Annotated in this window: 22 protein-coding genes; 9 read left to right on the top strand and 13 right to left on the bottom strand. The window is 69.8% G+C overall.

Features of this window, described 5'->3' with window-relative positions:
• Positions 1 to 11: 11 nt before the first annotated feature.
• The 3 genes from H1Q64_RS07230 to msrA form a co-directional block, all read right to left on the bottom strand.
• Positions 12 to 2066, bottom strand: a complete 2055-nt coding sequence (locus H1Q64_RS07230; protein WP_237902971.1) for a DNA translocase FtsK — start codon at positions 2064 to 2066, stop codon at positions 12 to 14.
• Positions 2063 to 2812, bottom strand: coding sequence for a PAS domain-containing protein (locus H1Q64_RS07235; RefSeq protein ID WP_237902972.1), 750 nt, complete (start codon positions 2810 to 2812; stop codon positions 2063 to 2065). The genes H1Q64_RS07230 and H1Q64_RS07235 overlap by 4 nt, the downstream gene beginning before the upstream one ends.
• 206 nt (positions 2813 to 3018) lie before the next feature.
• Positions 3019 to 3660, bottom strand: a complete 642-nt coding sequence (msrA, locus tag H1Q64_RS07240; protein WP_237902973.1) for a peptide-methionine (S)-S-oxide reductase MsrA — start codon at positions 3658 to 3660, stop codon at positions 3019 to 3021.
• A gap of 151 nt (positions 3661 to 3811) precedes the next feature.
• Between msrA and H1Q64_RS07245 the strand changes: the two genes are divergently transcribed.
• Positions 3812 to 4261, top strand: a complete 450-nt coding sequence (locus H1Q64_RS07245) for an RNA polymerase sigma factor region1.1 domain-containing protein (protein ID WP_237902974.1) — start codon at positions 3812 to 3814, stop codon at positions 4259 to 4261.
• Between the two features lie 12 nt (positions 4262 to 4273).
• On the opposite strand, the gene H1Q64_RS07250 is transcribed toward H1Q64_RS07245, so the two are convergent.
• The 6 genes from H1Q64_RS07250 to H1Q64_RS07275 form a co-directional block, all read right to left on the bottom strand.
• Complete coding sequence (locus H1Q64_RS07250) at positions 4274 to 5137, bottom strand: TrmH family RNA methyltransferase (RefSeq protein ID WP_237902975.1); 864 nt, start codon at positions 5135 to 5137, stop codon at positions 4274 to 4276.
• A gap of 66 nt (positions 5138 to 5203) precedes the next feature.
• The gene (locus H1Q64_RS07255) at positions 5204 to 6187 is read right to left on the bottom strand and encodes an SDR family oxidoreductase (RefSeq protein ID WP_237902976.1); all 984 of its coding nucleotides are present in this window, start codon (positions 6185 to 6187) and stop codon (positions 5204 to 5206) included.
• A gap of 96 nt (positions 6188 to 6283) precedes the next feature.
• On the bottom strand, positions 6284 to 6862 hold the full coding sequence (locus H1Q64_RS07260) for a YqaA family protein (RefSeq protein ID WP_145677520.1): 579 nt from the start codon (positions 6860 to 6862) through the stop codon (positions 6284 to 6286).
• Positions 6863 to 6971: 109 nt separating this feature from the next.
• Positions 6972 to 7217: a hypothetical protein gene (locus H1Q64_RS07265; RefSeq protein WP_237902977.1), complete on the bottom strand. Its 246-nt coding sequence runs from the start codon at positions 7215 to 7217 to the stop codon at positions 6972 to 6974.
• A 72-nt stretch (positions 7218 to 7289) separates the two neighbouring features.
• The gene (locus H1Q64_RS07270) at positions 7290 to 7685 is read right to left on the bottom strand and encodes a c-type cytochrome (protein WP_237902978.1); all 396 of its coding nucleotides are present in this window, start codon (positions 7683 to 7685) and stop codon (positions 7290 to 7292) included.
• A 57-nt stretch (positions 7686 to 7742) separates the two neighbouring features.
• A complete protein-coding gene (locus H1Q64_RS07275; RefSeq protein ID WP_237902979.1) occupies positions 7743 to 8150 on the bottom strand; it encodes a winged helix-turn-helix domain-containing protein in 408 nt (135 codons plus the stop codon).
• A 253-nt stretch (positions 8151 to 8403) separates the two neighbouring features.
• On the opposite strand from H1Q64_RS07275, the gene adh reads away from it, so the two are divergent.
• From adh to H1Q64_RS07295, 4 genes are all read left to right on the top strand, one after another.
• A complete protein-coding gene (gene adh / locus H1Q64_RS07280; protein WP_237902980.1) occupies positions 8404 to 9924 on the top strand; it encodes an aldehyde dehydrogenase in 1521 nt (506 codons plus the stop codon).
• A 95-nt stretch (positions 9925 to 10019) separates the two neighbouring features.
• Positions 10020 to 10403, top strand: a complete 384-nt coding sequence (locus H1Q64_RS07285; RefSeq protein WP_237902981.1) for a DUF779 domain-containing protein — start codon at positions 10020 to 10022, stop codon at positions 10401 to 10403.
• 328 nt (positions 10404 to 10731) lie between these two features.
• Positions 10732 to 11985, top strand: a complete 1254-nt coding sequence (nosP, locus tag H1Q64_RS07290; protein WP_237902982.1) for a nitric oxide-sensing protein NosP — start codon at positions 10732 to 10734, stop codon at positions 11983 to 11985.
• On the top strand, positions 11982 to 14711 hold the full coding sequence (locus H1Q64_RS07295; protein WP_237902983.1) for a NahK/ErcS family hybrid sensor histidine kinase/response regulator: 2730 nt from the start codon (positions 11982 to 11984) through the stop codon (positions 14709 to 14711). The genes nosP and H1Q64_RS07295 overlap by 4 nt, the downstream gene beginning before the upstream one ends.
• A gap of 32 nt (positions 14712 to 14743) precedes the next feature.
• Here the strand turns inward: H1Q64_RS07295 and H1Q64_RS07300 are convergent, their stop codons facing one another.
• Genes H1Q64_RS07300 through H1Q64_RS07315 form a run of 4 tightly spaced genes read right to left on the bottom strand, consistent with a single transcriptional unit; the run spans position 14744 to position 18474 of the window.
• Positions 14744 to 15553 carry an ABC transporter permease gene (locus H1Q64_RS07300; protein WP_237902984.1) on the bottom strand — a complete coding sequence of 270 codons (810 nt, stop codon included), beginning with the start codon at positions 15551 to 15553 and terminating at the stop codon, positions 14744 to 14746.
• A complete protein-coding gene (locus H1Q64_RS07305; RefSeq protein WP_237902985.1) occupies positions 15550 to 16290 on the bottom strand; it encodes an ABC transporter ATP-binding protein in 741 nt (246 codons plus the stop codon). The genes H1Q64_RS07300 and H1Q64_RS07305 overlap by 4 nt, the downstream gene beginning before the upstream one ends.
• Before the next feature lie 4 nt (positions 16291 to 16294).
• Positions 16295 to 17263 carry a YVTN family beta-propeller repeat protein gene (locus H1Q64_RS07310; protein ID WP_237902986.1) on the bottom strand — a complete coding sequence of 323 codons (969 nt, stop codon included), beginning with the start codon at positions 17261 to 17263 and terminating at the stop codon, positions 16295 to 16297.
• Between the two features lie 38 nt (positions 17264 to 17301).
• The gene (locus H1Q64_RS07315; RefSeq protein ID WP_237902987.1) at positions 17302 to 18474 is read right to left on the bottom strand and encodes an ABC transporter substrate-binding protein; all 1173 of its coding nucleotides are present in this window, start codon (positions 18472 to 18474) and stop codon (positions 17302 to 17304) included.
• A gap of 263 nt (positions 18475 to 18737) precedes the next feature.
• Between H1Q64_RS07315 and pedF the strand changes: the two genes are divergently transcribed.
• The 4 genes from pedF (at position 18738) to H1Q64_RS07335 (ending at position 21923) form a co-directional block, all read left to right on the top strand.
• On the top strand, positions 18738 to 19181 hold the full coding sequence (gene pedF, locus H1Q64_RS07320) for a cytochrome c-550 PedF (protein WP_237902988.1): 444 nt from the start codon (positions 18738 to 18740) through the stop codon (positions 19179 to 19181).
• Complete coding sequence (locus H1Q64_RS07325) at positions 19178 to 20038, top strand: substrate-binding periplasmic protein (RefSeq protein WP_237902989.1); 861 nt, start codon at positions 19178 to 19180, stop codon at positions 20036 to 20038. The genes pedF and H1Q64_RS07325 overlap by 4 nt, the downstream gene beginning before the upstream one ends.
• Before the next feature lie 140 nt (positions 20039 to 20178).
• On the top strand, positions 20179 to 20994 hold the full coding sequence (locus tag H1Q64_RS07330) for a quinoprotein dehydrogenase-associated SoxYZ-like carrier (RefSeq protein ID WP_237902990.1): 816 nt from the start codon (positions 20179 to 20181) through the stop codon (positions 20992 to 20994).
• Positions 20991 to 21923 (top strand): quinoprotein relay system zinc metallohydrolase 1, encoded by a 933-nt coding sequence (locus H1Q64_RS07335; protein ID WP_237902991.1) that lies wholly within the window; start codon positions 20991 to 20993, stop codon positions 21921 to 21923. The genes H1Q64_RS07330 and H1Q64_RS07335 overlap by 4 nt, the downstream gene beginning before the upstream one ends.
• Positions 21924 to 22102: the final 179 nt, after the last annotated feature.

Genomic DNA, 22102 nt, shown 5'->3' on the forward strand with positions numbered 1-22102 from the left:
GGCTCCTGCGTTCAGACCCCGGCGCGCTTGGCCGACAGGCCGGCGGGGGACAGCAGCACCTCGCGCTTGCCCTGGTGGTTGGCCTGGCCGACCACGCGCTCCGTCTCCATCCGCTCGACCAGACGGGCGGCGCGGTTGTAGCCGATCTGGAGCTGACGCTGGATGAAGCTGACCGACACCTTGCCCTCGCGCACCACCAGGTTGACGGCCTGCATGTAGAGGTCGTCGCCGGAGTTGCCGCCGCCGCTCTCGTCGTCCTCGTCGGCGACCGCCTCATCCTCTTCCTCGGTGATGGCGGTGACGTAGTTGGGGGCGCCCTGCGACTTGATGAACTGCACGATCTCCTCGACCTCCGAATCGGAGACGAAGGGGCCGTGGACGCGGGTGATGCGGCCGCCGCCGGCCATGTAGAGCATGTCGCCCTGGCCGAGCAGCTGCTCCGCCCCGGCCTCGCCGAGGATGGTGCGGCTGTCGATCTTGCTGGTGACCTGGAAGCTGATGCGGGTCGGGAAGTTGGCCTTGATGGTGCCGGTGATGACGTCCACCGAGGGGCGCTGCGTCGCCATGATCAGGTGGATGCCGGCGGCGCGGGCCATCTGGGCGAGGCGCTGGATCGCCGCCTCGATCTCCTTGCCGGCCACCAGCATCAGGTCGGCCATCTCATCCACGATGACCACGATGTAGGGGAGCGGCGTCGGCTCCTGCGGGGTCAGGTCGAAGACGGCCTCGGCCTCGCCGGGGACGGTGCGGCGGGGCATCGGCTCGCCGTTGGCGATCATCTCGGCGATGCGGGCGTTGTAGCCCTCGATGTTGCGCACGCCGAGCTTGGACATCGCCTCGTAGCGGCTCTCCATCTCGCGCACGGCCCAGCGGAGCGCGATGACGGCCTTCTTCGGGTCGGTCACCACCGGGGTCAGCAGATGCGGGATGCCGTCATAGACGGACAGCTCCAGCATCTTCGGGTCCACCATGATGAAGCGGCAGCGGTCGGGCGGCAGCCGGTAGAGCAGCGACAGGATCATCGTGTTGATGGCGACCGACTTGCCCGAGCCAGTGGTGCCAGCGACCAGCAGGTGCGGCATGCGGGCGAGGTCGGCGACCACCGGCTCTCCGCTGATGTCCTTGCCGAGCGCGATGGCGAGATGGGCCTGCGATTCGGCGAAGGCCGTGTGATCGAACATCTCGCGCAGATAGACCATCTCGCGCACCGGGTTCGGCAACTCGACGCCGATCACGCTGCGGCCCGGCACGATGGCGATTCGGGCGGTGACCACGCTCATCGAGCGGGCGATGTCGTCGGTCAGGTTGATGACCGTGGCCGACTTGGTGCCCGGCGCCGGCTCGAACTCGTAGAGCGTCACGACGGGGCCGGGGCGCACGTCCATGATCTCGCCGCGGACGCGGAAGTTCCGCAGCACCGTCTCCAGCATCCGCGCGTTGCGGGCCAGGACCGTCTCGTCATGCTGCTGCGGCGGCCGCGGCGGCGGGTTCTGGAGAAGCGTGGTGCCGGGCAGGGCGTAGGGATCATCCTCGCCGACGGACAGCGCTGCCTCGTCGGATTCGGGCTCGGATTCGTCGTCGAAGGTGTCGGTGTCGTCGATGTCCTCCGCGTCGTCCTCATAGGCCGCGTCGTCCTCGTGGGCCAAGGTGTCGTCCTCGGCTTCCTCCGACTCCGCTTCCTCGGACAGGGCCTCGGGCAGATCCTCGGCGTCGGGAATGAGGACGTCTTCCACCTCGTCCGGCGCGTCCACCGCCGCGTCCGACGCCGGGGGCGGGACGGCGGTTTCCGCGGGGCGCGCCTCATAGGCCCACTCGACGCCGGACAGGAAGGCGAAGCCGGCGACCACCGCCAGCGCCTCGTCGCCGAGGTTGGTCGAATAGACCGTGCCGGCGCGCGGGGTTCCGGGAAGCACCTCCACGTCCCACAGCAGCCGCCCGTCCGGGCGCGCGTTGGGGATCAGGTTGAAGGGGCGGCCGTTCAGCGCGCACCACAGATTGAACTCGTCGGCGGTGACGACTCCCGACTGGGTCGCGGGCGCGGTCAGGTGGGGCGTGCGCGGCGTCATGCCGGGGCTCCCGGTTTCTGTTCGGTGGAGAAGGACTCGCCGTCGTCGGCGTCGTCGTCGGGGGTATCGTCGGTCTCGGTCTCGGTCTCGGTTCCGGCTTCAGTGTCCGCGGCCCCGTCCGTATCGTCGTCGATGTCGGTGCCCTCGTCCGCAAGGGACTCGGATTCGCCGTCCACCGTGTCGTCCGCCTCCGGCCCGTCATCATCCGGCCCGTCATCATCCGGCCCGTCATCATCCGGACTGTCGATCTCCACCTCCGCCTCATCCTCCGTCGCGTCGGGGACGAGCACGGCGCAGGGCGGTTCGTCCGGCGGCAGCTCATAGGCGGCGACCAGGATCTTGTCGATGGTTTCGCCGTCGCTGGACATCGGCAGCGCCAGCCGCTCCCAGGTCCGCATGACGCCGCTGAAATCGGCGGTGTAGACACGGGCGACCGGCAGCCGTTCGCGCAGGAGCGAGGCGTATTCGGGGCGCAGGATGGCCCGCTGCTCCTCCGGCAGATCGTCCAGCGTGGCGCCCAGGCGCGAATGCCCGAAGGCCGCCGCGAGCGACTGGCCGTAATAGGAATAAACGAAGTCGTCGTCGCCGATGACCTCGAAAATCACAATATTATCCTTCCACGGCCGCAGGTCGGCCGGGGCGATGCTGCTGGACACCGGCGGCTTCCCGCCGATGCATTTGGTGAGCCAGAAGTCAAGCAGGCCGCTCAGGTGCGGCGTCGCCAGCTCGGTTCTTTCCTTGATCATGGATTGGGCGCGGAATGTCTCGGGCGGCGCCCCGCGGGGCTACCCCCTGGAGCTTTCATGGACCGCCGGAACCATACCCGCAAGCGACGGGCAGGCGCAACCGCAAGGGACCGCCCCGTTCAAGCCGGCTTAACCCTGTCGCCCGGATGCCGCAGTGGGGGGCGGGAACCGTCTCCATGGTTCAGCCCCCGCACCGCAAGAGCGCGTCACGCCGCGCAGGTCACCCCGGTGCCGCCCAGCCCGCAGTAGCCCGCGGGATTCTTGGACAGATACTGCTGGTGATAGTCCTCGGCGTAGTAGAAGGGCGGGGCCTCGCGCAGCTCCGTCGTCACCGGGCCGAAACCGGCCTGCTCCAGGCGGGCCTGATAGGACTCGCGGCTGGCCTCGGCTGCGGTGCGCTGGGCGTCCGTGTGGGTGTAGATGGCCGAGCGGTACTGGGTGCCGACGTCGTTGCCCTGGCGCATCCCCTGGGTCGGGTCGTGCGCCTCCCAGAAGACGCGCAGCAGCTCCTCGAACCCGACCTTGGCCGGGTCGTAGACGACGCGCACCACCTCGGTGTGGCCGGTGCGGCCGGAGCAGACCTCCTCATAGGTCGGGTTGGGCGTGTGGCCGCCCTGATAGCCGACCATGGTCGTCCAGACGCCCGGCACCTTCCAGAACTTGCGCTCCGCCCCCCAGAAGCAGCCGAGCCCGAAGTCGGCGACCTCCAGCCCCTCCGGATAGGGCGGGGTCAGCGGGTTGCCGTTGACATGGTGGCGCGGCGGCACGGGAACCGGCGTGTCGCGCCCGGGCAGGGCCTCCTCCGCGCTGGGCAGCGCCAGGGGCTTGCGCATGAACATTCCGAGCATCTCGGCCTCTCCGATGGCGTAGGATTTGGGGATTATGTCGGGTCGCCCCGCCCCGGAGGCAAGTCGGCGCCTTTGCGCGGGAGCCTTCCGCGGCCCCGCGTGTTTACCCTTCGGAATGTTCAGTCCAAGGTGGAACCGCGGGGAGAGAATCATGACGATCGACGACGCCACCCTCCAGCGCCTGATCGACAAGGGGCGCCAGCACGGCAACCGGCTCAGCGTCGAGCAGCTCGGCCAGGACGTGCCGGTGGAGACGATGACCCCGGAGGAGGTCGCCGTGGTGGTGGAACGGCTGGAGGCCGCGGGCATCGACGTGGAGCTGACCGACGAGCGGCTGAAGCGCCCACGCGGCGGCGGCGGTGGCGATTACCAGCGCGGGGCCGGGGTGGTCACCATCGCCAGCCCGGCGGCTCCCGCCGTCTCCGCACCCGGCGCCCGCCCGTCCGAACATGGCTGGGCCGACGAGGGGCTGGGCCATGCCCATGGCGCGCATCACGGCTCACGCCGGGCGCCGACCTGGGACCGCGGCGGTGTGGACATGCTGCCCGTCGTCTCGGTCATCGTGGTGGCGCTGGTGCTGATCATCGCCCTGGGCGGCTGATCAGCCAGACTGTCAACCCGGCTTCGCCAGCGCGTGGATGAGGATGGCCGCGGTCGCCGCGACGTTCAGCGACTGGATGCGGCCGGTGCCGGGCAAGGTCAGGATGTCCTCGCAAGCGGCGAGGGTGGCGGGGGGAAGCCCGTCCTCCTCGTTGCCCAGCACGACGGCGGCGGGCCGCTCCCCCGTGGCGAGGACCGCCGGGTCGGTGACCACCGCCCGGCCCCGGCCCAGCGCGGTTCCGGCCACCCGGTGGGAGTCGCGCAGCCGCTTCAGGACCGTCGGCAGGTTGGACGCCCGGTACAGCTCCACCCATTCGAACCCGCCCTCGGCGACGCGGTAGGCGGACTCCGACGGCAGGGCCTGCCCGGGATGGTCCGACACCACGACCCGCCGCAGGCCGAAGAAGGCGGCGGTGCGCAGGATGGCGCCCAGATTGTGCGGGTTGCCGACTCCGTCAAGGATCAGCAGCGGCTGCCCGTCCGCCGCCCAGCGCTTCGCCGCTTCGGTGTCGAAGGCGGGCACCGGGCGCGGCGGGATCAGCGCGACCACCCCGCCGTGAAGGACCGTCCCGGCGACCTTCGCCAGCTCATCGGCCTCCACCATGCGGTAGGGCTTGCGCGCCGCGGCCATCGCCTTGCAGAAGTCGCCGGTCTTCGCCTTCAGCCGCTCCTCGAAGAACAGCCGCTCCACCTGCGCCGCGTCATGGGCGAAGAGGGCGGAGACGGCGGACAGGCCGGCGACGCGGAACAGCTTCCCCGGCTCCTCCCGCACCTCTTCACGGCGCATCTCCTTGCCAGCGCGGGCCGGACCCGGACGCGGGGAGCGGGCAGGGGCAGGGGCGGGCGGACGGCCGCGCGGGGTCGCCGGCTTCGGCATGATGGACTCAGGGTTTGGGGGAACGGGCCGGCATTCTGGACCAACCCGTTCCCGAACTCAAAGCCCTCAGTGGTTTCCGTTCTTGCTCCGCGCGTAGCCGGCGTAGGCCGCCGCCGCAGCGGCCGCGACCCCGGCGACGAGCAGGGGCGACACCCAGGCGGGCGGCGGGGTGCGGAAGCCGCCGGTGACGCCGCGGCCGCGCTCCACCGGACGGAACAGGTTGCCGTCGCTCGTCGCGGCGGGCGGGGTCCGACTGAAATGGCGGTGTGCGCCGTGGCCGGCGATCTTCTCCATCAGGCGTGGCGCCACCGCGTGCCCCAGCCGGGTCAGCGGGGTCATCGCACCGACCATCGCCTGGGCGCGCGGGCGCAGCGCCACGGCCAGCACGGTGTCCGCCACGTCCTGCGGGTCATCGTAGAAGGGACTTTCCGCGTCCAGCTGATGGCCGGTGTAATTGGCGCCGTGGGACATGCCCGGCGTGTCGGTGAAGAAGGGATAGACGCCGCAGACATGGACGCCCGGCGCGTCGACCAGTTCCGCCCGCAGGCTTTCCAGAAGCCCTTCCAGTCCGAATTTGCTGGCCGCGTAGGCGGCGGCGTAGGGGGCGGGCGCCCAGGCCCCGACCGACACCGTGTTGATGAGCACACCATGGCCCTGCCGGCGGAACAGCGGCAGCACGGCGTGGGCGGCGTGCAGCGGGCCGAACAGGTTGGTCTCGACGACGCGGCGGTGCGCCTCCAGCGGGGTGTCCTCGAACCGCCCGACGGCGCCGACCCCGGCGTTGCTCACCCAGACGTCGATGCCGCCGAACATTTGCACCGCCCGGTTGGCGAGCCTCCGCACCGCCTCCGCATCGGTGACGTCGGTGGGCACCACCTCGGCCTCGCCGCCCAGCTCCCGGCATTCCTCGGCGACCTCACCGAGCAGGGCCTCCCGCCGGGCGGCCAGAACCAGCCGGGCGCCCTCCCGCGCGAAGGTCAGGGCGGTGGCCCGCCCGATTCCGCTCGACGCGCCGGTGATGACCACCACGGCCCCGCGCACGCTGTCCATCCATCCTCTCCCGTCAATGCCTCGATGCCGCATCAACAGGACAGGACGGCCCGGCGTCGCGGTGCCGCGGTGGAGTTGGGGTGGCGTTGCCGTGGATCAGATCAGCTTGATCGCCAGGAAGCCGCCGATCAGCGCGACGGCGAAGGCGGTGGTGACCAGCGTCAGCCGCTTTTCGATGAAGGCGCGCACCGGCTCCCCGAACCAGTAGAGCAGGGCGGCGACCAGATAGAAGCGGATGGCCCGTGACAGGATCGAGGCGCCGATGAACACCCAGATGTTCAGCTTCGCCACACCCGCGGTGATGGTCAGCAGCTTGTAGGGGATGGGCGTCATGCCCTTGATGATGAGAATTTCCGCGCCGTATTCGACGAAGGTATGGCGCAGCGTCTCGAACTGGGCTTCCAGGTGGTAGAAGTCGATGACCGCCTTGCCAATGGCCTCGTACAGGAAGAAGCCGATCATGTAGCCGGCGATGCCGCCCACCACCGAGGCCAGCGTGCAGATCGTCGCGATCCGCCACGCCGCCTGCCGATTGGCGAGCACCATCGGCACCATCAGGATGTCCGGCGGGATCGGGAAGAAGGAGCTTTCCGCGAAGGAAACCCCCGCCAGCCAGGTGGTGGCGTTCTTCGAGGCCGCCTTGGCCATCGTCCAGTCGTAAAGGCGCTTCAGCATGCCGGTCGCAGCCCGTGTTGTGCCGGTGAGGGAGCCCCTGTTTTAGCGGGGGACCGTGTCAGCGGCTACGACCAATTCGGGGCGGCCCCGGAAAGGCTAAGCCATCGGCCTAGCGGGGCGCTGGCTTGCTCCCGGATTCGGCGGTGTGCGGTTCCGCCTTCTCAGGGTCGGCGCGCGACACCGGATCGCAGTCGCCGTCGCGGGAACCGCCGGGATGACCGCCCGGCATGCCGCGGTAGCGCGTGTCCGGGTTGGACCCGCCGCCGCCGCTCTGCTCGTCGCAAAGAGGCTCGATGTCGGTCTTGTGAATGTCCTTGGGCTCGGCGCCTTTTTGTCCTGCGGTGTCGTCGGCCATGGCCGTTCTCCGGCTGCGGGGGGAAACCGGGCAACAGGCTGGCCGCGGTCCCGGTTCCCGTCCCGCTGACGCTCACTTCGTCGCGGCTTCCAGATAGGCGATCAGGTCGGCGCGGTCCTCCGGCTTCGCCACCCCGGCGAAGGCCATGCGGCTGTCGGCGATGACCGCCTTCGGGTTGGCGAGATAGGGGTCGAGCGTCTTGGCATCCCACGCGATGCCCGACGCCTTCAGCCCCTCGGAGTAATTGGCGTAGTTGTCCACCGCTCCGGCCTTACGCCCGAACAGCCCGTGCAGCGTGGGGCCGACGCGGTTCTTGCCCGCCTCCACGGTGTGGCAGGCCTTGCACTGGCGGAACAGCTTTTCGCCGTTCGCCGGATCGCCGTCGGCCAGGGCCGGGAGCGGCGCTGCGGCGAGAAGGACCAGGGCGGCCAAGGCTGTACGGGCGGCGGTGCGGGCGGCGGTGCGCATGGGTCGGGGGCCTCCTTCGTTTCGCCGCGGCGGAAGGTCGCGGCGTCGAGGGAGACTTTACGGATCGCCGGAGTCCGGGCCATTGGACTTTGGATCAGCGGGTTCCGCGCCTTTTTCGAGCGCCGCCTCCGGTTTCAGCGCCTCGTCCAGCCAGGCGAGGTGGGGGGCGGCGGCCCGGCGGGCCTCCTCCTCCATGCGGCGGTAGCGGGCGATCACCTCCTGGCCGAAGGCGGTCAGGCCGGTCCCGCCGCCCTCCCGCCCGCCGACGTTGGTGCGCACCACCGGCTCGCGGAAGGCGGAGTTCATGGTTTCCACCAGGAACCACGCGCGGCGAAAGGACATGCCGAGCGCCCGTGCCGCCGCCGAGATCGAGCCGGTGCGGTCGATCTCCTCCAGCAGGGACACCTTGCCGGGTCCGATGGCGCCGGAGGGGTGGAGGAAGCGCAGCCGGATGTCGGTCGTCATGTCCTGAAGTCTCGCCGGGAAACGGAAGGGTCTCCGCCCAAGGTATCATCTGTCGGCCAACGGTCGGTCCCGAATCTGGGGGTCCGAGCTTCTGCAACCAAAGTCGAATTTACCGGCCTTCCCCGAAACCGCGATAACGGCGGGGCGCTGTGACGGATACCGATCATCGGACGAACGGACACAGGGCGCACAACCCGCCAAACGTCATTCCACGACATTCAGTTCGGGCAATCCGCTTCGGGAGGAAACCGCCGTGATCCATCAGGCCCTGGAAACGCTCAGCAAGCAGGTCGCCATCCGGCCGCGCTACGACAACTTCATCGGCGGCCAGTGGGTGGCGCCGACGAAGGGCCAGTATTTCACCAACCTGACCCCGATCACCGGCAAGCCGCTGTGCGAGGTCGCCCGCTCCACCGCGGAAGACATCGAAAAGGCGCTGGACGCCGCCCACAAGGCCAAGGACGCCTGGGGCCGCACCTCCCCGGCGGAGCGCGCCCGCGTCCTCAACAAGATCGCCGACCGGCTGGAAGAGCGTCTGGACGTGCTGGCGCTGGCCGAGACGCTGGACAACGGCAAGCCGATCCGCGAGACGACCCACGCCGACCTGCCGCTGGCCATCGACCATTTCCGCTACTTCGCGGGCTGCATCCGCGCCCAGGAAGGCTCCATCGCGGAGATCGACAACACCACCTACGCCTATCATTTCCATGAGCCGCTGGGCGTCGTCGGCCAGATCATCCCGTGGAACTTCCCGCTGCTGATGGCCGTGTGGAAGCTGGCTCCGGCGCTGGCCGCCGGCAACTGCGTCGTGCTGAAGCCCGCCGAGCAGACCCCGATGGCCATCATGGTGATGATGGAGATCATCGCCGACCTGCTGCCGGACGGCGTCATCAACGTCGTCAACGGCTTCGGCGTCGAGGCCGGCAAGCCGCTGGCCCAGAGCCCGCGCATCGCCAAGATCGCCTTCACCGGCGAGACGACGACCGGCCGCCTGATCATGCAGTACGCCACGGAGAACATCATCCCGGTCACGCTGGAACTGGGCGGCAAGTCGCCGAACATCTTCTTCAAGGACGTGATGGCCGAGGAGGACGACTTCCTGGACAAGGCGCTGGAAGGCTTCGCCATGTTCGCGCTGAACCAGGGCGAGGTCTGCACCTGCCCCTCGCGCGTCCTGGTGCAGGAGAGCATCTACGACAAGTTCATGGAGAGGGCCCTGGCCCGCGTCGCCGCGGTCAAGCAGGGCAGCCCGCTGGACCCCGCCACCATGATCGGCGCCCAGGCCTCCATCGACCAGCTCGAAAAGATCCTCTCCTACATCGACATCGGCAAGGCCGAGGGCGCCAAGGTGCTGATCGGCGGCGAGCGCGCCCATCTGGGCGGCGAGCTGGAGAGCGGCTACTACGTCCAGCCGACGGTCTTCGAAGGCCACAACAAGATGCGCATCTTCCAGGAGGAGATCTTCGGGCCGGTGGTGTCCGTGACGACCTTCAAGACCGAGGAAGAGGCGCTCGCCATCGCCAACGACTCGCTCTACGGCCTGGGCGCCGGCGTGTGGAGCCGTGACGGCAACCGCGCCTTCCGCATGGGCCGCGCCATCCAGGCGGGGCGCGTGTGGACCAACTGCTACCACCTCTATCCGGCCCACGCGGCCTTCGGCGGCTACAAGCAGTCGGGCATCGGCCGCGAAAACCACAAGATGATGCTCGACCACTACCAGCAGACCAAGAACCTGCTGGTCAGCTACAGCCCGAAGGCTCTGGGCTTCTTCTAACCTCCCTGTCTCCTCCCTGACGACCTTGGGCCGGCGGCCATTCGGCCTCCGGCCCTTTTCTCGTCCGGCTGAATTCCTTCTGGGAGCATTCGCCCATGGTCGAACGAGTCGTCGCCACACCGGCGGCCCTGGAACTGATTGAAAAGCTGCGCGGGCTCTACGGGCCGCTGTTCTTCCACCAGTCCGGCGGCTGCTGCGACGGCAGCGCGCCGATGTGCTTCATGGACGGGGAGTTCCGCCCCGGCGGGCAGGACGTCCGGCTGGGGGAGATCGGCGGCTGTCCCTTCTACATGGGGGCGGCGCAGTTCGAATACTGGTCGCACACCCAACTCATCATCGACGTGGTGCCGGGCCGCGGCGCCAGCTTCTCGCTGGAGGCGCCGGAGGGCGTGCGCTTCCTCACCCGCTCGCGCTTGTTCTCCGATGGCGAGGTGGAGGCGCTGCGTTCCGATCCGCGCGATATGATTAAAAAGGCATAGCGCTGTTCCGTGGAATGCGGTATTCAGGATTCGACTTCGGGACTTTCCCAGTCGGCACGGCCGCCGGGCGGTCTGATCCGTGTTCAGACCGGCTCCCCCGCGTGGTGGTGCATATGGAACCGAACTCAGGCGCTTTCCGCGACGGCGGAAGGCGCCTTTTTCGTTGCTTGGGAAACAGTCCCACGCCGAACCTTAGACCATGGTCGCATGCCCGCACCCCCGCGCCGGCTTTGCCCGGCGGGCATCGCTGAAGTAACCTATAGGTCATCCGCCCACGTTTCCCGGCCGGCCTTCCGGCGTCGGGTGGCCGTCTGGGGTGTTGGATGCCATGCCGATGCTTTTCGGGACCCGCATTGTGACCAGCCATCCGGCCTCGGACGCTCTTCTCTCCGATGCTCCGCCCAGTTCCCCCGCGCCCAGCCCGTCCCTGCCGCGGGCCGTCTCGATGGCGGAGGACGCCCGCGCCGCCGCGCGTGACCTGTTCGAGGGGCTGTGCGGACGGAACCCCGCCGCCGTGGCCGAGCTGGAGATGGTGCTGGTCTTCTGCTCCGCCCATTACGACCGGGTGGAGCTGGCGGCGGCCCTGGCCGAGCTGTTCGGGCCGGTGCCGGTGATCGGCTGCACCACGGCGGGCGAGATCACGCCCTTCGGCTACGCCGCCGGGTCGCTGGTCGGGATCGGCTTTCCGCGCGCCGACTTCACCATCGCCACCCAGCGCATCGACGATCTCGACCGCTTCTCCATCGCCGACGCGCCGCGCGTCCTGCGCAACCTGATGGAGCAGCGCGACGTCGCGCTGGCCGCCCGCGCCGACGCCTTCCCCGACCATGGCAGCTTCGCCTTCCTGATGATCGACGGCATGTCGCGGGCGGAGGAGATGGTGGTCAGCGCGCTGCACAGCGTACTGATGGACATCCCGCTGTTCGGCGGCTCCGCCGGGGACGAGCTGCGCTTCGAGCGCACCTTCGTTCTGCACGAGGGACGGTTCCACACCAACGCCGCCGTGCTGATGCTGGTCACCACCGCGCGCCGCTTCGTGGTCTTCCGGACCGAGCATTTCGTGGCGTCCGACGCCAAGATGGTGGTGACCGGCGCCGATCCGCAGCGCCGCATCGTCACCGAGATCAACGCCGAGCCGGCGGGCCGCGAATACGCCCGCATGGTCGGGCTGGAGGGGGAGCCGCTGACCCCCCTGATCTTCGCCGCCTATCCCGTCGTCGTACGGGTGGGGGGCGAGTACCATGTCCGCTCCATCCAGAAGGTCAACGACGACGAGAGCCTGACCTTCTACTGCGCCATCGACGAAGGGATCGTGCTGACCGTCGCGCGCGGCGTCGACCCGGTGGAGAACCTGGAGGAGATGATGCGCAAGCTGGCCGCGGAGGTCGGCGGGCCGCCGGACCTCGTGCTCGGCTGCGACTGCATCCTGCGCCGGCTGGAGCTGGAGCAGCGGCAGCTCAAGCACGTCATGTCGGCGGCGCTGGCGCGGCACAACGTCGTCGGCTTCTGCGCCTACGGCGAGCAGTACAACGCCATGCACGTCAACCAGACCTTCACCGGTGTTGCGATAGGTGCGCGATGACGCTCATCTTCGACTGGCGGGAACCGTCCCGCCCACCCGCCGAACCGCCGTCTCCCGCTCCGCTGTCCGCACGTCCGTCGTCACCCGACGAGCGCGGCCGACTGGAGGCGCTGGAACGCGAGAACGCCAAGCTCCGCCGCATCAACCAAGTGCTGATGGACCGGGTGGAGCGGTCGATGGACGTGCAGGGGGGCGCCTTCTCCCTGTTCCAGACCGCCATCGTCCTGGAGCAGAAGGTGCGCGAGCGCACGCTGGAGCTGGAGCGCGCCCTGCGCGAGCTGGAGGACAGCCACCGCGCCTTGGCCCGCGCCAAGGAGTTGGCCGACACCATGCGCGGCCGCCTGTCGGAGGCCATCGAGTCGGTCAACGAGGGCTTCGCCATCTTCGACGCCGACGATCGGCTGGTCCTGTGCAACAGCAAGTATCTGGCCCTGTGGCCGGAGATCCGCGACCGCATCCTGCCGGGCATCCGCTTCCAGGAGATCGCCGAGCTGGCGGCCTCCTCCCGCACCATCGCCGACGCCTACCCGCGGCCCGACCGCTGGCTGTCGGAGCGGCTGGCCCAGCACCGCGCGCTGAAGGGCCCCTACGTCTACCGGCTGGCCGACGGGCGCTGGGTCCAGGTGAACGAGCGGCGGACCCGCGACGGCGGGGTGGTCGGCGTCTACACCGACATCACCGACATCAAGGAGCATGAGACCCGCCGCCGCGAGCGCGAGCTGGCCGAGAAGTCGGCGCTTTTGCAGGCGACGCTGGACAACATCGCCCAGGGGGTCGGGGTGTACGACCGCGACCAGCGGCTGGTCGCCTGGAACGAGCGCTTCACCGGCCTGCTGCGCCTGCCCGCCAACGTGGCGGAGCGCGGGGCGGGCTTCGCCGACTTCGTGCTGCACCACGCGGCGCTCGGCGACCGTGGCCTGTCGTTGAAGGCGCTGATGATGCCGAGCTGCCTCGTCGAGCAGCCCTGGCTGGACGGCACGGTCCTGGAGATCAGCCGCAACCCCATGCCGGGCGGCGGCTTCGTCCTGACCTTCACCGACATCACCGAGCGCAAGCGCGCCGAGCAGGCGCTGCGCGACAGCGAGGAGCGCATCCGGCTGGTCACCGATGCCGTGCCGGCGCTGATCGCCTACGTCGACGCCGAGCAGCGCTTCCGCTTCGTCAACAAGGCCTACGAGGGCTGGTTCAACCGCAAGCGCGAGGAGATCGAGGGCCAGCCGATGTGGGCGGCGCTGGGCGACCTCTATTACGAGGTGCGGCGCTCCTACGTGCTGCGCGCGCTGGCCGGCGAGGAGGTCACCTTCGACTTGGAACTGCCCGGCGAGAACGGGTCGCCGCGCTACGCCGTCGCCACCTACATCCCGCATTTCGGTGAGCGGCGCGGCGGCGGCAAGCCGGAGGTGCTGGGCTATTTCGGCCTGATCCACGACATCACCGAGCGGCGCATGGCGGCAGAGGCGCTGGCCGACGCCAAGGACAGCCTGGAGCGCCGCGTCGTCGAGCGCACCGCCGAGCTGACCCGGCTCAACGGCCAGCTCCAGCAGGAGATCGCCGAGCGCATCGCGGCGGAGGAGGCGCTGCGGCTGGCCAAGGCGGAGGCGGAGCAGGCCAACCTGTCCAAGACGCGCTTCCTGGCGGCGGCCAGCCACGACCTGCTGCAGCCGCTGAACGCGGCGCGGCTGTTCGTCTCGGCGCTGGGCGACCTGGAGCAGCCGGAGCCGAACCGCGGGCTGGTCGACAACATCGACGTCGCCCTGGCCTCGGTCGAGGATCTGCTGTCGGCGCTGCTGGACATCTCCAAGCTGGACGCCGGTGCGGTGCGACCGGAGATCGCCGATTTCCCGATCAAGAGCCTGTTCGGCGCGCTGGCCACCGAATACGCGGCGGTGGCGAAGGAGCGCGGGCTGGACCTCTGCGTCGTTCCCAGCCACGCCGTGGTGCGCAGCGACATCCGTCTGCTGCGCCGGATCCTGCAGAACTTCCTGTCCAACGCCCTGCGCTACACCCAGGCGAAGAGAGGGGCGCGGGGCGGGGCCGGGCGTGTGCTGGTCGGCTGCCGACGGACGCCGGAAGGTTTGCGGATCGAGGTGTGGGACACCGGCCCCGGCGTGCCCGCCGACAAGCTGGGCGAGATCTTCCAGGAGTTCCGCCGCCTCGACACGCCCTGCGCCAACGAGCGGGTCCGCGGCATGGGCCTCGGCCTCGCCATCGTGGAGCGGGTGGCGCGGATGCTCGACCATCCCATCACCGTGCGGTCGCAGCCGGGGCGGGGCTCAGTCTTCGCGGTGACGGTGCCCTTCGGGCGCTACGCCCGCCCGGTGCGCGCGCTGGAGGCGCCGGTGCAGACCGCCTCGAACCGGCTGGCCGGCACGCGGGTGCTGGTGATCGACAACGAGCCGGCGGTGCTCGCCGGCATGCGCGCGCTGCTGGAGGGCTGGGGGTGCAGCGTCGCCACCGCGGCGTCGGGCGACGAGGCGTTGGCCGGGCTGGGGGCGGTGGCTCCGGACGTGCTGTTCGCCGACTACCACCTGGACGATGGAGTGATCGGCTTCACCGAGATCGCACGGGTGCGCGAGCGCTGCGGGGCCGATCTGCCGTCGGTCCTCATCACCGCCAACCGCACCGCGGAGGTGGTGGAGGAGGCGCAGGCCAAGGGCTGCCATGTGCTGAACAAGCCGGTGCGGCCGGCGCAGCTGCGGGCGGTGATGACGGGGTTGCTGGGGTAGCCTTCGTGGGGAGTGGTGGCGACGGGCCCCACCTACTCCCCACCCGCCTTGCGCGCCAGGAAGCCCCGAGCCGGGTTGTAGCCGTAAACCGCACCGCCCAGGAACACCGCCAGCGCCAGCACCGTCCAGCCCAGTGCCGGCAGGTTCACGTCCAGATACAGCGCGAAACGGATCAGCTCGACCGCCTGGCTGAAGGGGTTGACGGTGCACAGGAAATACAGAAGCTCCCCCGCCTCCTGCATCTTCCACAGCGGATAGAGCGCGGTGGACAGGAAGAAGGTCGGGAAGATGACGAAGTTCATCACGCCCGCGAAATTCTCCAGCTGCCGGATGGCCGAGGACAGCAGCATCCCCAGCGCCCCCAGCATCAGCCCGCTGACCACCAGCGCCGGCAGCACCGTGAGGTAGCCGAGCGGCGGCGCCTGCACCCCGTAGACCCAGGCGACGGCGAGGAAGGCATAGACCTGGAGGATCGACACCGCCGTCCCGGCCAGCAGCTTCGCCGTCAGCAGGAACCAGCGGGGCAGGGGGCTGACCAGCAGCATCCGCATGCTGCCCATCTCGCGGTCGTAGACCATCGACAGCGAGCTTTGCATCCCGTTGAACAGCTGGACCATCCCGGCAAGGCCGGGGACGATGTAGACCTCGTAGGGAATGTAGGTCTCGTAGGGCGGGGTGATGGCGATGCCCAGCGCCGCGCGGAAGCCCGCCGCGAAGACGAACAGCCACAACAGCGGGCGGACCAGGGCCGACAGGAAGCGCTCGCGCTGGTGGACGAAGCGCAGCACCTCGCGCCCGACGATCCCGCCGAGCGCGCGCGTATAATGGGCAAAAGCCGTCACGCCGCCTCCTTCGCGGTCAGCCGGGTGAAGCTCTCGGTCAGCGTGTCCGCCCCGGTCGCGCGGTTCACCTCCGTCACCGGCCCGGCGGCGCGGACACGGCCGCGGTGGATCACCACCACGCGGTCGCCGTCGCCGATCTCGTCGATCAGATGGGTGGCCCAGAGCACGGCGATGCCGCGCTCCCGGCACAGCGCGTGGACATGCTCGACGATGGCGCGCCGCGCCGGGACGTCCAGCCCGACGGTCGGCTCGTCCAGCACCAGAAGGGCCGGCTCGTGCAGCAGGGTGCGGGCCAGCTCCACCCGGCGGCGGTGCCCGCCGTTCAGCGCCCGCACCGTCTCGCCGATGCGCTCCGCCATGCCCAGCCGCTCCAGCGACTCCCGTGCCCGCGCCTCGGCGGTGCGGCGGGGGATGCCGTGCAGGGCCGCAAAATAGAGCAGATTCTGCCGCACCGTCAGGTCGAGGTCGAGCGTCGGCTGCTGGAACACCACCCCCATGCGGCCCAGCGCCTTGGCCGGCTCCCGCCGCAGGTCGATGCCGCCGATGCGGATGGTGCCGCCCGGCGATTCGAACAGGCGGGTGACCAGAGCGAACAGCGTCGTCTTGCCCGCTCCGTTGGGGCCGAGTAGGGCGGTGAAGGACCCAGCCCCGACCGACAGCGACACATCCTTCAGCGCGAAGGTCCCGCGCCCGTAGGCGTAGCTCAGCCCTTCGATCGACAGCGCGGGCGTCCCCATTCCGTTACCCCTTCACCGCGACGCCCCAGGGGTAGCGGCCGACCTTGATCGACTTGACGACCTTCAGGCTGTCCACGTCGATCACCGACACGTCGCCCGACACGCCGTTGGTGGCGTAGAGCCGCTTTTGGTCGGGCGACAGGTCGAGCTGCCAGACGCGGCGGCCGACCAGCAGATAGTCCTTCACCGCGAAGGTCTGGGTGTCCACCACCGCGACGTGGTTGGCCGGGCCGAGCGCCACGAAGGCGTAGCGCCCGTCGTCGGTCAGCTTGATGCCCACCGGCTGGATGCGGTCCTGGGGCACGCCCTTGATCTTGAAGCGGATGGTCTGCGCCACCTTGCGGTCGGCCGTGTCGATAACCGACAGGGTGCCGCCGATCTCCGCCGACACCCACAGGCGGCTGCCGTCCTTGTTGAACTGGGCGTAGCGCGGGCGGGCGTCGACCAGCGTGTTGTCGATGACGGCGCGCTTCTCGGTGTCGATCCAATGGACCATGTTCGTCGTCTCCGACGTGTTCACCGCCCATTTGCCGTCGGGGCTGACCGCCATGCCCTCCGGCTCCACCCCGACATCCACCTGATAGGCGACCTTGCGGCTGGGCACGTCCACGATGGTGACGACGTTGCTCTCCTCGTTGGCGATGAACAGGTGCTTGCCGTCGGGGTGCAGGGCGAACAGCTCCGGGTCCTCGCCCGAGGGCAGGTTGTGCAGGATCTTCTTCGTCGCGAGATCCATCACCTGCACCGTGTCGTCGTCGCTGGCGCAGATGTAGAGGTGCTTGCCGTCCGCGCTCAGCGTGATGCCGCGGGGGCGCCGCCCGACCTTCACCGTTTCCGTCACCGTCAGGGTCGCGCCGTCGATGATGGACAGGGTGTTGTCCTTCTCGTTCGAGATATAGACGGTCTCCGCCAAAGCAGGAACGGCGCAGCCGGCCAGCAGGGCGGCGAGGAGAAGGGAGCGGGCGGTGGTCATCGATGCGGCGTCCTTTTGGCGGAAATGATTGGGAAGAATCAGCGGCGGCAGCCTGTTTCGGGCTGGTCGTGGCCCAGCGTGTCGAGTTCGGTCTTCGGGTGCAGGAAGCCGTCCTGCGGCGAGACGGACACCAGCGAGCGGTCGGCGGCCAGAAGCACCGGCTGGCGGAGTTGCCCATCCCAACTGCGGAAGGACAGCGGCACGCCCTTGAAGGCGGCCAGCGTGAAATCCGGCCCGCGGATGTGGGCGGCCAGCGCCGCCGGATCGGTGGAGCGGGTGCGGGTCGCCGCCTCGCCCACCGCGCGGATGGCGGCCCAGACCGCGTGGTCGCGGGGCGACATGATGCGCTGGGCGGCGGCCTTGAAGCGGGACTGGAGTTGTGCCGCCCCCCAGGCCTCGTGGGCGCGGTGCCAGTTGGTGGGGACGAGGCCCTGCGTTCCGGCGACCGGGCGCGGCTCCCAGGTGCGGTACAGCACATAGTCGCCGAAGTCGCCGATCTCGTCGGCGACGATCACCACGTCGTGCCGCTTGCCCTGGGTGAAGACCGGCATTTCGGCCTGGGCGGTGCGGCGGGCGTCGTGGTCCTCGCTCCAGGTCTTCTCCTCGACCACTTCGGCGCCGAAGCGCTTGGCCGCCCGCTTCACCGCGGCGGCGTAGAGCCGGTCCTCGGGCCGGGTGCCGACGATCAGCAGCCATTTCGTCCAGCGCTTGACCGCCAGATATTGGGCCAGCGCGTCGGCCAGCATGGCGCGGTCGGGGGCCGTGTGCAGCAGGTTGGGCGCGCACAGCGCGTTGCGCAGGCTGTCGTCGGTCGAGCCGGCGTTGAACAGCAGCAGGTTCGCCGCCTCGGGCAGGCGGGCCAGCGCGCCGGGCGCCTCGCCGGGCAGGTCCAGCACGACGATGCGGTGGCCGGCGGCGGCGAGGTCGCGCAGCGCCTGCGCCGGGTCGCTGTTGATGGGGACGGTCACCGCCTCCAACTCGAACCGCTGCTTGAGGAAGCGGCCTGTGCTGTTGTTGTCCGCCACGGCGAGTTGGGCGCCGGCCAGTCCTTCGTCGGCGGGCGGTTCGTCGAGGTTGGACAGGGCGGGGGGATGCTCGACCTCCTGCGTCAGGTAGGCGATGCGGACCGTGGAGTTGTCCGCTGGCGCCGCCTCCTGCGAAAGGGCGGCCGGCGAGGCGCAAAGCCCGCCGGCCAGCAAGGCGATCTGCATCAAGGAGGGTAACCAAAGGCTGAAACGCATCGCGGGTTTGCACTCGCCTGGTTTCGGGAGACCAGGGTATCCCCGCCGGGCAACGTCCCGGAATGCAACTTTGGTACGATTGCGCGGTCGGAAAATTGCGGTTCGGTCCGATCGCGGCGGGCTCGACGCACGGTTGCTACCAAAGTCCAATTATTGGCGGCACGGACCGCCCGCTATGCTCCGCGGCAACGGACAACGCTCCCTTCGCATTTTTCTGAATGAGGACGCCCCTTATGAACGCACGGCTTCTCCGGCTTGCGATGGCCGGTTTCCTGACCGGCGCGGCCGCCGTCGCCTCCACGGTTGTCCCCACGGCGGCCTTCGCCCACGGCGACGTGACCCCCCAGGCGGTGGACACCACCGGCCTCGACAAGCTGGGCGAGGACTGGCGCGACGCGAACCCCTACCGCGGCAACCCACGGGCGATCGAGATCGGATCCTCCGCCTTCAACCAGAACTGCGCGCGCTGCCACGGGCTGGGCGCGGTGTCGGGCGGCATCGCCCCGGACCTGCGCTTTCTGGACAAGGGCGACACCGGGGACGAGTGGTTCAAGGAGCGGGTGATCAACGGTTCCATCCGCAACGGCGTCACCTACATGCCGCGCTTCGGCGAGGCGCTGGGCCAGGAGGCGCTGTGGGCCATCCGGTCGTGGCTGGAGACGGTGCACGAGGAATGACGGCGCTTCCGACGCGGCGCCACCTGCTGTCCTTCGCCGCCGCCGCGCTGGCCGCCGGGGTTCTCCCCCGGCGCGCCGGCGCGCGCCCGTTGGACGATGTGGTGGCGGCCGGGCGGCTGATGGTCGCGGTCTACCGCGACAACCCGCCCTTCTCCCACCGCAAGGGCGGCGCCCTGGTCGGTGTGGACGTGGACATTGCCCGCGCCATCGCCGGGCGGCTGGGCGTCGGCGTCGAGTTCATGGAGCTGACCGCCGGGGAGGCCGTGTCGGACGACCTGCGCAACGCGGTGTGGCGCGGCCCGGTCGTCGGGGGCGGCGTGGCCGACGTGATGATGCATGTGCCCTATCAGAAGGAGTTCGGGCTGCGCAACCCGGAGGCCGTGCTGTTCGGCCCCTACCAGCGGGAGGGCTTCGCGCTGGCGCGCAACCCGATGCGCATGACCCAGCCGATGCTGGCCTCCCTGCCCGACGAGCCGGTGGGGGTGGAGATCGACAGCATCCCCGACTTCTACCTGCTGGGGGCCTTCGGCGGTCGGCTGCGCGAGCGGCTGGTCCATTACATGACGATCCCCGAGGCGGTCGAGGCCCTGGTCAAAGGCGACGTCGCCGCCGTCGTCGCAACGCAGAGCCAGGTGGAGGCCGCGCTGGGCGACCGCGCCGCCGGCTTCCCGATCACCCCGGTGACCTTCCCCGGCATGATGGCGTCGAACTGGGACATCGGCATGGCGGTCAAGGAGAATTCCCGCGACCTCGCCTACGCGGTGGGCGACGCGGTGACGGCGATGCTGGAGGACGGGACGCTGCCGGCGATCTTCCGGACGCATGGGGTGACGCACAACGCGATTCCGCTGGAGTGACGATCCGTGCCCCCACCCCGGCCCTCCCCCGCTGGGCGGGGGAGGAGGCACTAGATTCCCTCCCCTGCGAAGCGGGGGAGGGTTAGGGAGGGGGCAAGAGCCCGCACAAGAAGAACGACGCAAGGGAGGGGAAAACCGCCATGAACCGCCATCTCGCCGCCGCGGCGCTCCTGGCCGCGCTCTCCAACCCAGCCCTGTCCGTCCAGGCGGTGGCCGGCCCGCCGGACCCCGCCGACCCGCTGGCCTCCGTCATGTGGGACGTGCTGCGGCCGGAGCTGTTCGGCACCGCCCCCGTGCAGTTCGACGAGCGGGTGACCGTCACCGCCCCCGACAACGCCGAGAACGCCGCCGCCGTCCCGGTGATGGCCGACGCCACGGCTCTGGGCGCGGTGGAGGAGATGGTGCTGTTCGCCGACCTCAACCCCTTCCCGGTCATCCTGCGCTTCCAGCCGCTGGCGGCGAAGCCGGTGATCGCCACGCGCTTCAAGGTCCAGCAGGCCACACCGCTGCGCGCCGCCGCCCGCACGCCGGACGGGGTGTGGCACATCGGCGGCAAGCTGCTCGACGCGGCGGGCGGTGGCTGCACCGCGCCGCCGGCCACCTACGCCGCCGCCGACTGGGCCGACCATGTGGGGGAGGTGCAGGGCCGCGCCTGGGCTCCTGCGGGTGAGGACAAGGCGACGCGCGTGCGCTTCCTCGTCCGCCACCCCATGGACACCGGTCTGGTCGCCGGCATCCCCGCCTACTTCATCGAGGCGCTGACCCTGCGCGACGCCGATGGGCGGGCGCTGGCCCGGCTCCAGACCGCGGAGCCGCTGTCCGAGAACCCCGTCTTCACGCTGGAGGTGCAGCCCGGCGCGGGCGCGCGCAGCCTGACGCTCGACGGGCGCGACAACCAAGGCGGCGAGGTCAAGGCGGCCATCCCGCTTCCTTGGGTGCAGGGGGCATTGCCATGAGAGCGCTTCTCGCCCTTCTCCTGCTGGCGGTCTCCGCCGCGCCCGGCTGGGCCGCCGGTCCGCTGAGCTATCACCTGAAGCCCGTCGCCATCGCGCCGGACACCTGGGTCTTCGAGGGCACTCGGGAGCATTTCACCCGCGGCAACGGCGGCAACATCCTCAACCCCGGCTTCATCGTGACCGACGACGGAGTGATCGTGATCCAGACCGGCCCGTCGCGCCGCTTCGGCGAGGAGATGCGCGCGGCCATCGCGACGGTCACCGACAAGCCGATCCGCAAGGTCTTCGTCAGCAACCTGCACCCCGACTATTGGCTGGGCAACCGCGCCTTCGCCGACGTGCCCATCGCCGCGCTGCCCGGCACCATCGAGGGCATCAAGGCCGAGGGTCCGGGGATGACCGAGAATATGTACCGCCTTGTCGGCGACTGGATGCGCGGCACCGAGCCGCTGGTCCCGACCGAGACGGTCTACGGCTCCACAGTCGTCTTCGGCGCGCACCGGCTGCGGCTGATCCCGCTGGAGGGCCACACCGCCGCCGACCTCGCCATCCTGGACGAGACGACGGGCGTTCTGTTCGCCGGTGGAGTCGTCTTCTCCGACCGGACGCCGACGACGCCCCACGCCGACATCGGCCAATGGCTGGCGGCGCTGGATGCCCTGGACGCTCTGGACGTGACGGTGCTGGTTCCCAACCATGGCCGCATCCGCACCGACAAGGCGGCCATCGCCCAGACCCGCGACTGGTTGACGTGGCTGGACCGCAAGTTGCGCGAGCGGGCGGAGGCCGGGGCCGACATGGCCGAGCTGCTCGACGCGCCGATCCCCGAGCGGTTTGCCGGGATGGGCGTGCTGCGCGAGGAGTACCGGCGCTCCGTCTCGCATCTCTGGCCACGGATCGAGAAGGCTGTGTTGCCGCGGGTGAATTGAGGCCGTTCGTAATGAAACGGTTCTCGTCCATCAGCAGAACGCTCCGCCCATCCTACTATTTGCCAATGGACCCCATCCGGGACGCCGATAGACTGCTTTACTGTCAAAAGGATACGGGCTTCGCGATGCCGCGTCGCCCCGCGTCGAACCCCTGAATGTTCCGAAAAGAAGCCGAGGCC

It is taken from the genome of Azospirillum brasilense (assembly GCF_022023855.1).
Taxonomy (GTDB): domain Bacteria; phylum Pseudomonadota; class Alphaproteobacteria; order Azospirillales; family Azospirillaceae; genus Azospirillum; species Azospirillum brasilense_F.

What these genes read in the sequence shown, in the direction of transcription:
- H1Q64_RS07230 (WP_237902971.1), bottom strand. Translation starts at nt 2,066, where the DNA reads ATGACGCCGCGCACGCCCCACCTGACCGCGCCCGCGACCCAGTCGGGA.
- H1Q64_RS07235 (WP_237902972.1), bottom strand. Translation starts at nt 2,812, where the DNA reads ATGATCAAGGAAAGAACCGAGCTGGCGACGCCGCACCTGAGCGGCCTG.
- msrA (WP_237902973.1), bottom strand. Translation starts at nt 3,660, where the DNA reads ATGCTCGGAATGTTCATGCGCAAGCCCCTGGCGCTGCCCAGCGCGGAG.
- H1Q64_RS07245 (WP_237902974.1), top strand. Translation starts at nt 3,812, where the DNA reads ATGACGATCGACGACGCCACCCTCCAGCGCCTGATCGACAAGGGGCGC.
- H1Q64_RS07250 (WP_237902975.1), bottom strand. Translation starts at nt 5,137, where the DNA reads ATGCCGAAGCCGGCGACCCCGCGCGGCCGTCCGCCCGCCCCTGCCCCT.
- H1Q64_RS07255 (WP_237902976.1), bottom strand. Translation starts at nt 6,187, where the DNA reads ATGGACAGCGTGCGCGGGGCCGTGGTGGTCATCACCGGCGCGTCGAGC.
- H1Q64_RS07260 (WP_145677520.1), bottom strand. Translation starts at nt 6,862, where the DNA reads ATGCTGAAGCGCCTTTACGACTGGACGATGGCCAAGGCGGCCTCGAAG.
- H1Q64_RS07265 (WP_237902977.1), bottom strand. Translation starts at nt 7,217, where the DNA reads ATGGCCGACGACACCGCAGGACAAAAAGGCGCCGAGCCCAAGGACATT.
- H1Q64_RS07270 (WP_237902978.1), bottom strand. Translation starts at nt 7,685, where the DNA reads ATGCGCACCGCCGCCCGCACCGCCGCCCGTACAGCCTTGGCCGCCCTG.
- H1Q64_RS07275 (WP_237902979.1), bottom strand. Translation starts at nt 8,150, where the DNA reads ATGACGACCGACATCCGGCTGCGCTTCCTCCACCCCTCCGGCGCCATC.
- H1Q64_RS07285 (WP_237902981.1), top strand. Translation starts at nt 10,020, where the DNA reads ATGGTCGAACGAGTCGTCGCCACACCGGCGGCCCTGGAACTGATTGAA.
- nosP (WP_237902982.1), top strand. Translation starts at nt 10,732, where the DNA reads ATGCCGATGCTTTTCGGGACCCGCATTGTGACCAGCCATCCGGCCTCG.
- H1Q64_RS07295 (WP_237902983.1), top strand. Translation starts at nt 11,982, where the DNA reads ATGACGCTCATCTTCGACTGGCGGGAACCGTCCCGCCCACCCGCCGAA.
- H1Q64_RS07305 (WP_237902985.1), bottom strand. Translation starts at nt 16,290, where the DNA reads ATGGGGACGCCCGCGCTGTCGATCGAAGGGCTGAGCTACGCCTACGGG.
- H1Q64_RS07310 (WP_237902986.1), bottom strand. Translation starts at nt 17,263, where the DNA reads ATGACCACCGCCCGCTCCCTTCTCCTCGCCGCCCTGCTGGCCGGCTGC.
- H1Q64_RS07315 (WP_237902987.1), bottom strand. Translation starts at nt 18,474, where the DNA reads ATGCAGATCGCCTTGCTGGCCGGCGGGCTTTGCGCCTCGCCGGCCGCC.
- pedF (WP_237902988.1), top strand. Translation starts at nt 18,738, where the DNA reads ATGAACGCACGGCTTCTCCGGCTTGCGATGGCCGGTTTCCTGACCGGC.
- H1Q64_RS07325 (WP_237902989.1), top strand. Translation starts at nt 19,178, where the DNA reads ATGACGGCGCTTCCGACGCGGCGCCACCTGCTGTCCTTCGCCGCCGCC.
- H1Q64_RS07330 (WP_237902990.1), top strand. Translation starts at nt 20,179, where the DNA reads ATGAACCGCCATCTCGCCGCCGCGGCGCTCCTGGCCGCGCTCTCCAAC.
- H1Q64_RS07335 (WP_237902991.1), top strand. Translation starts at nt 20,991, where the DNA reads ATGAGAGCGCTTCTCGCCCTTCTCCTGCTGGCGGTCTCCGCCGCGCCC.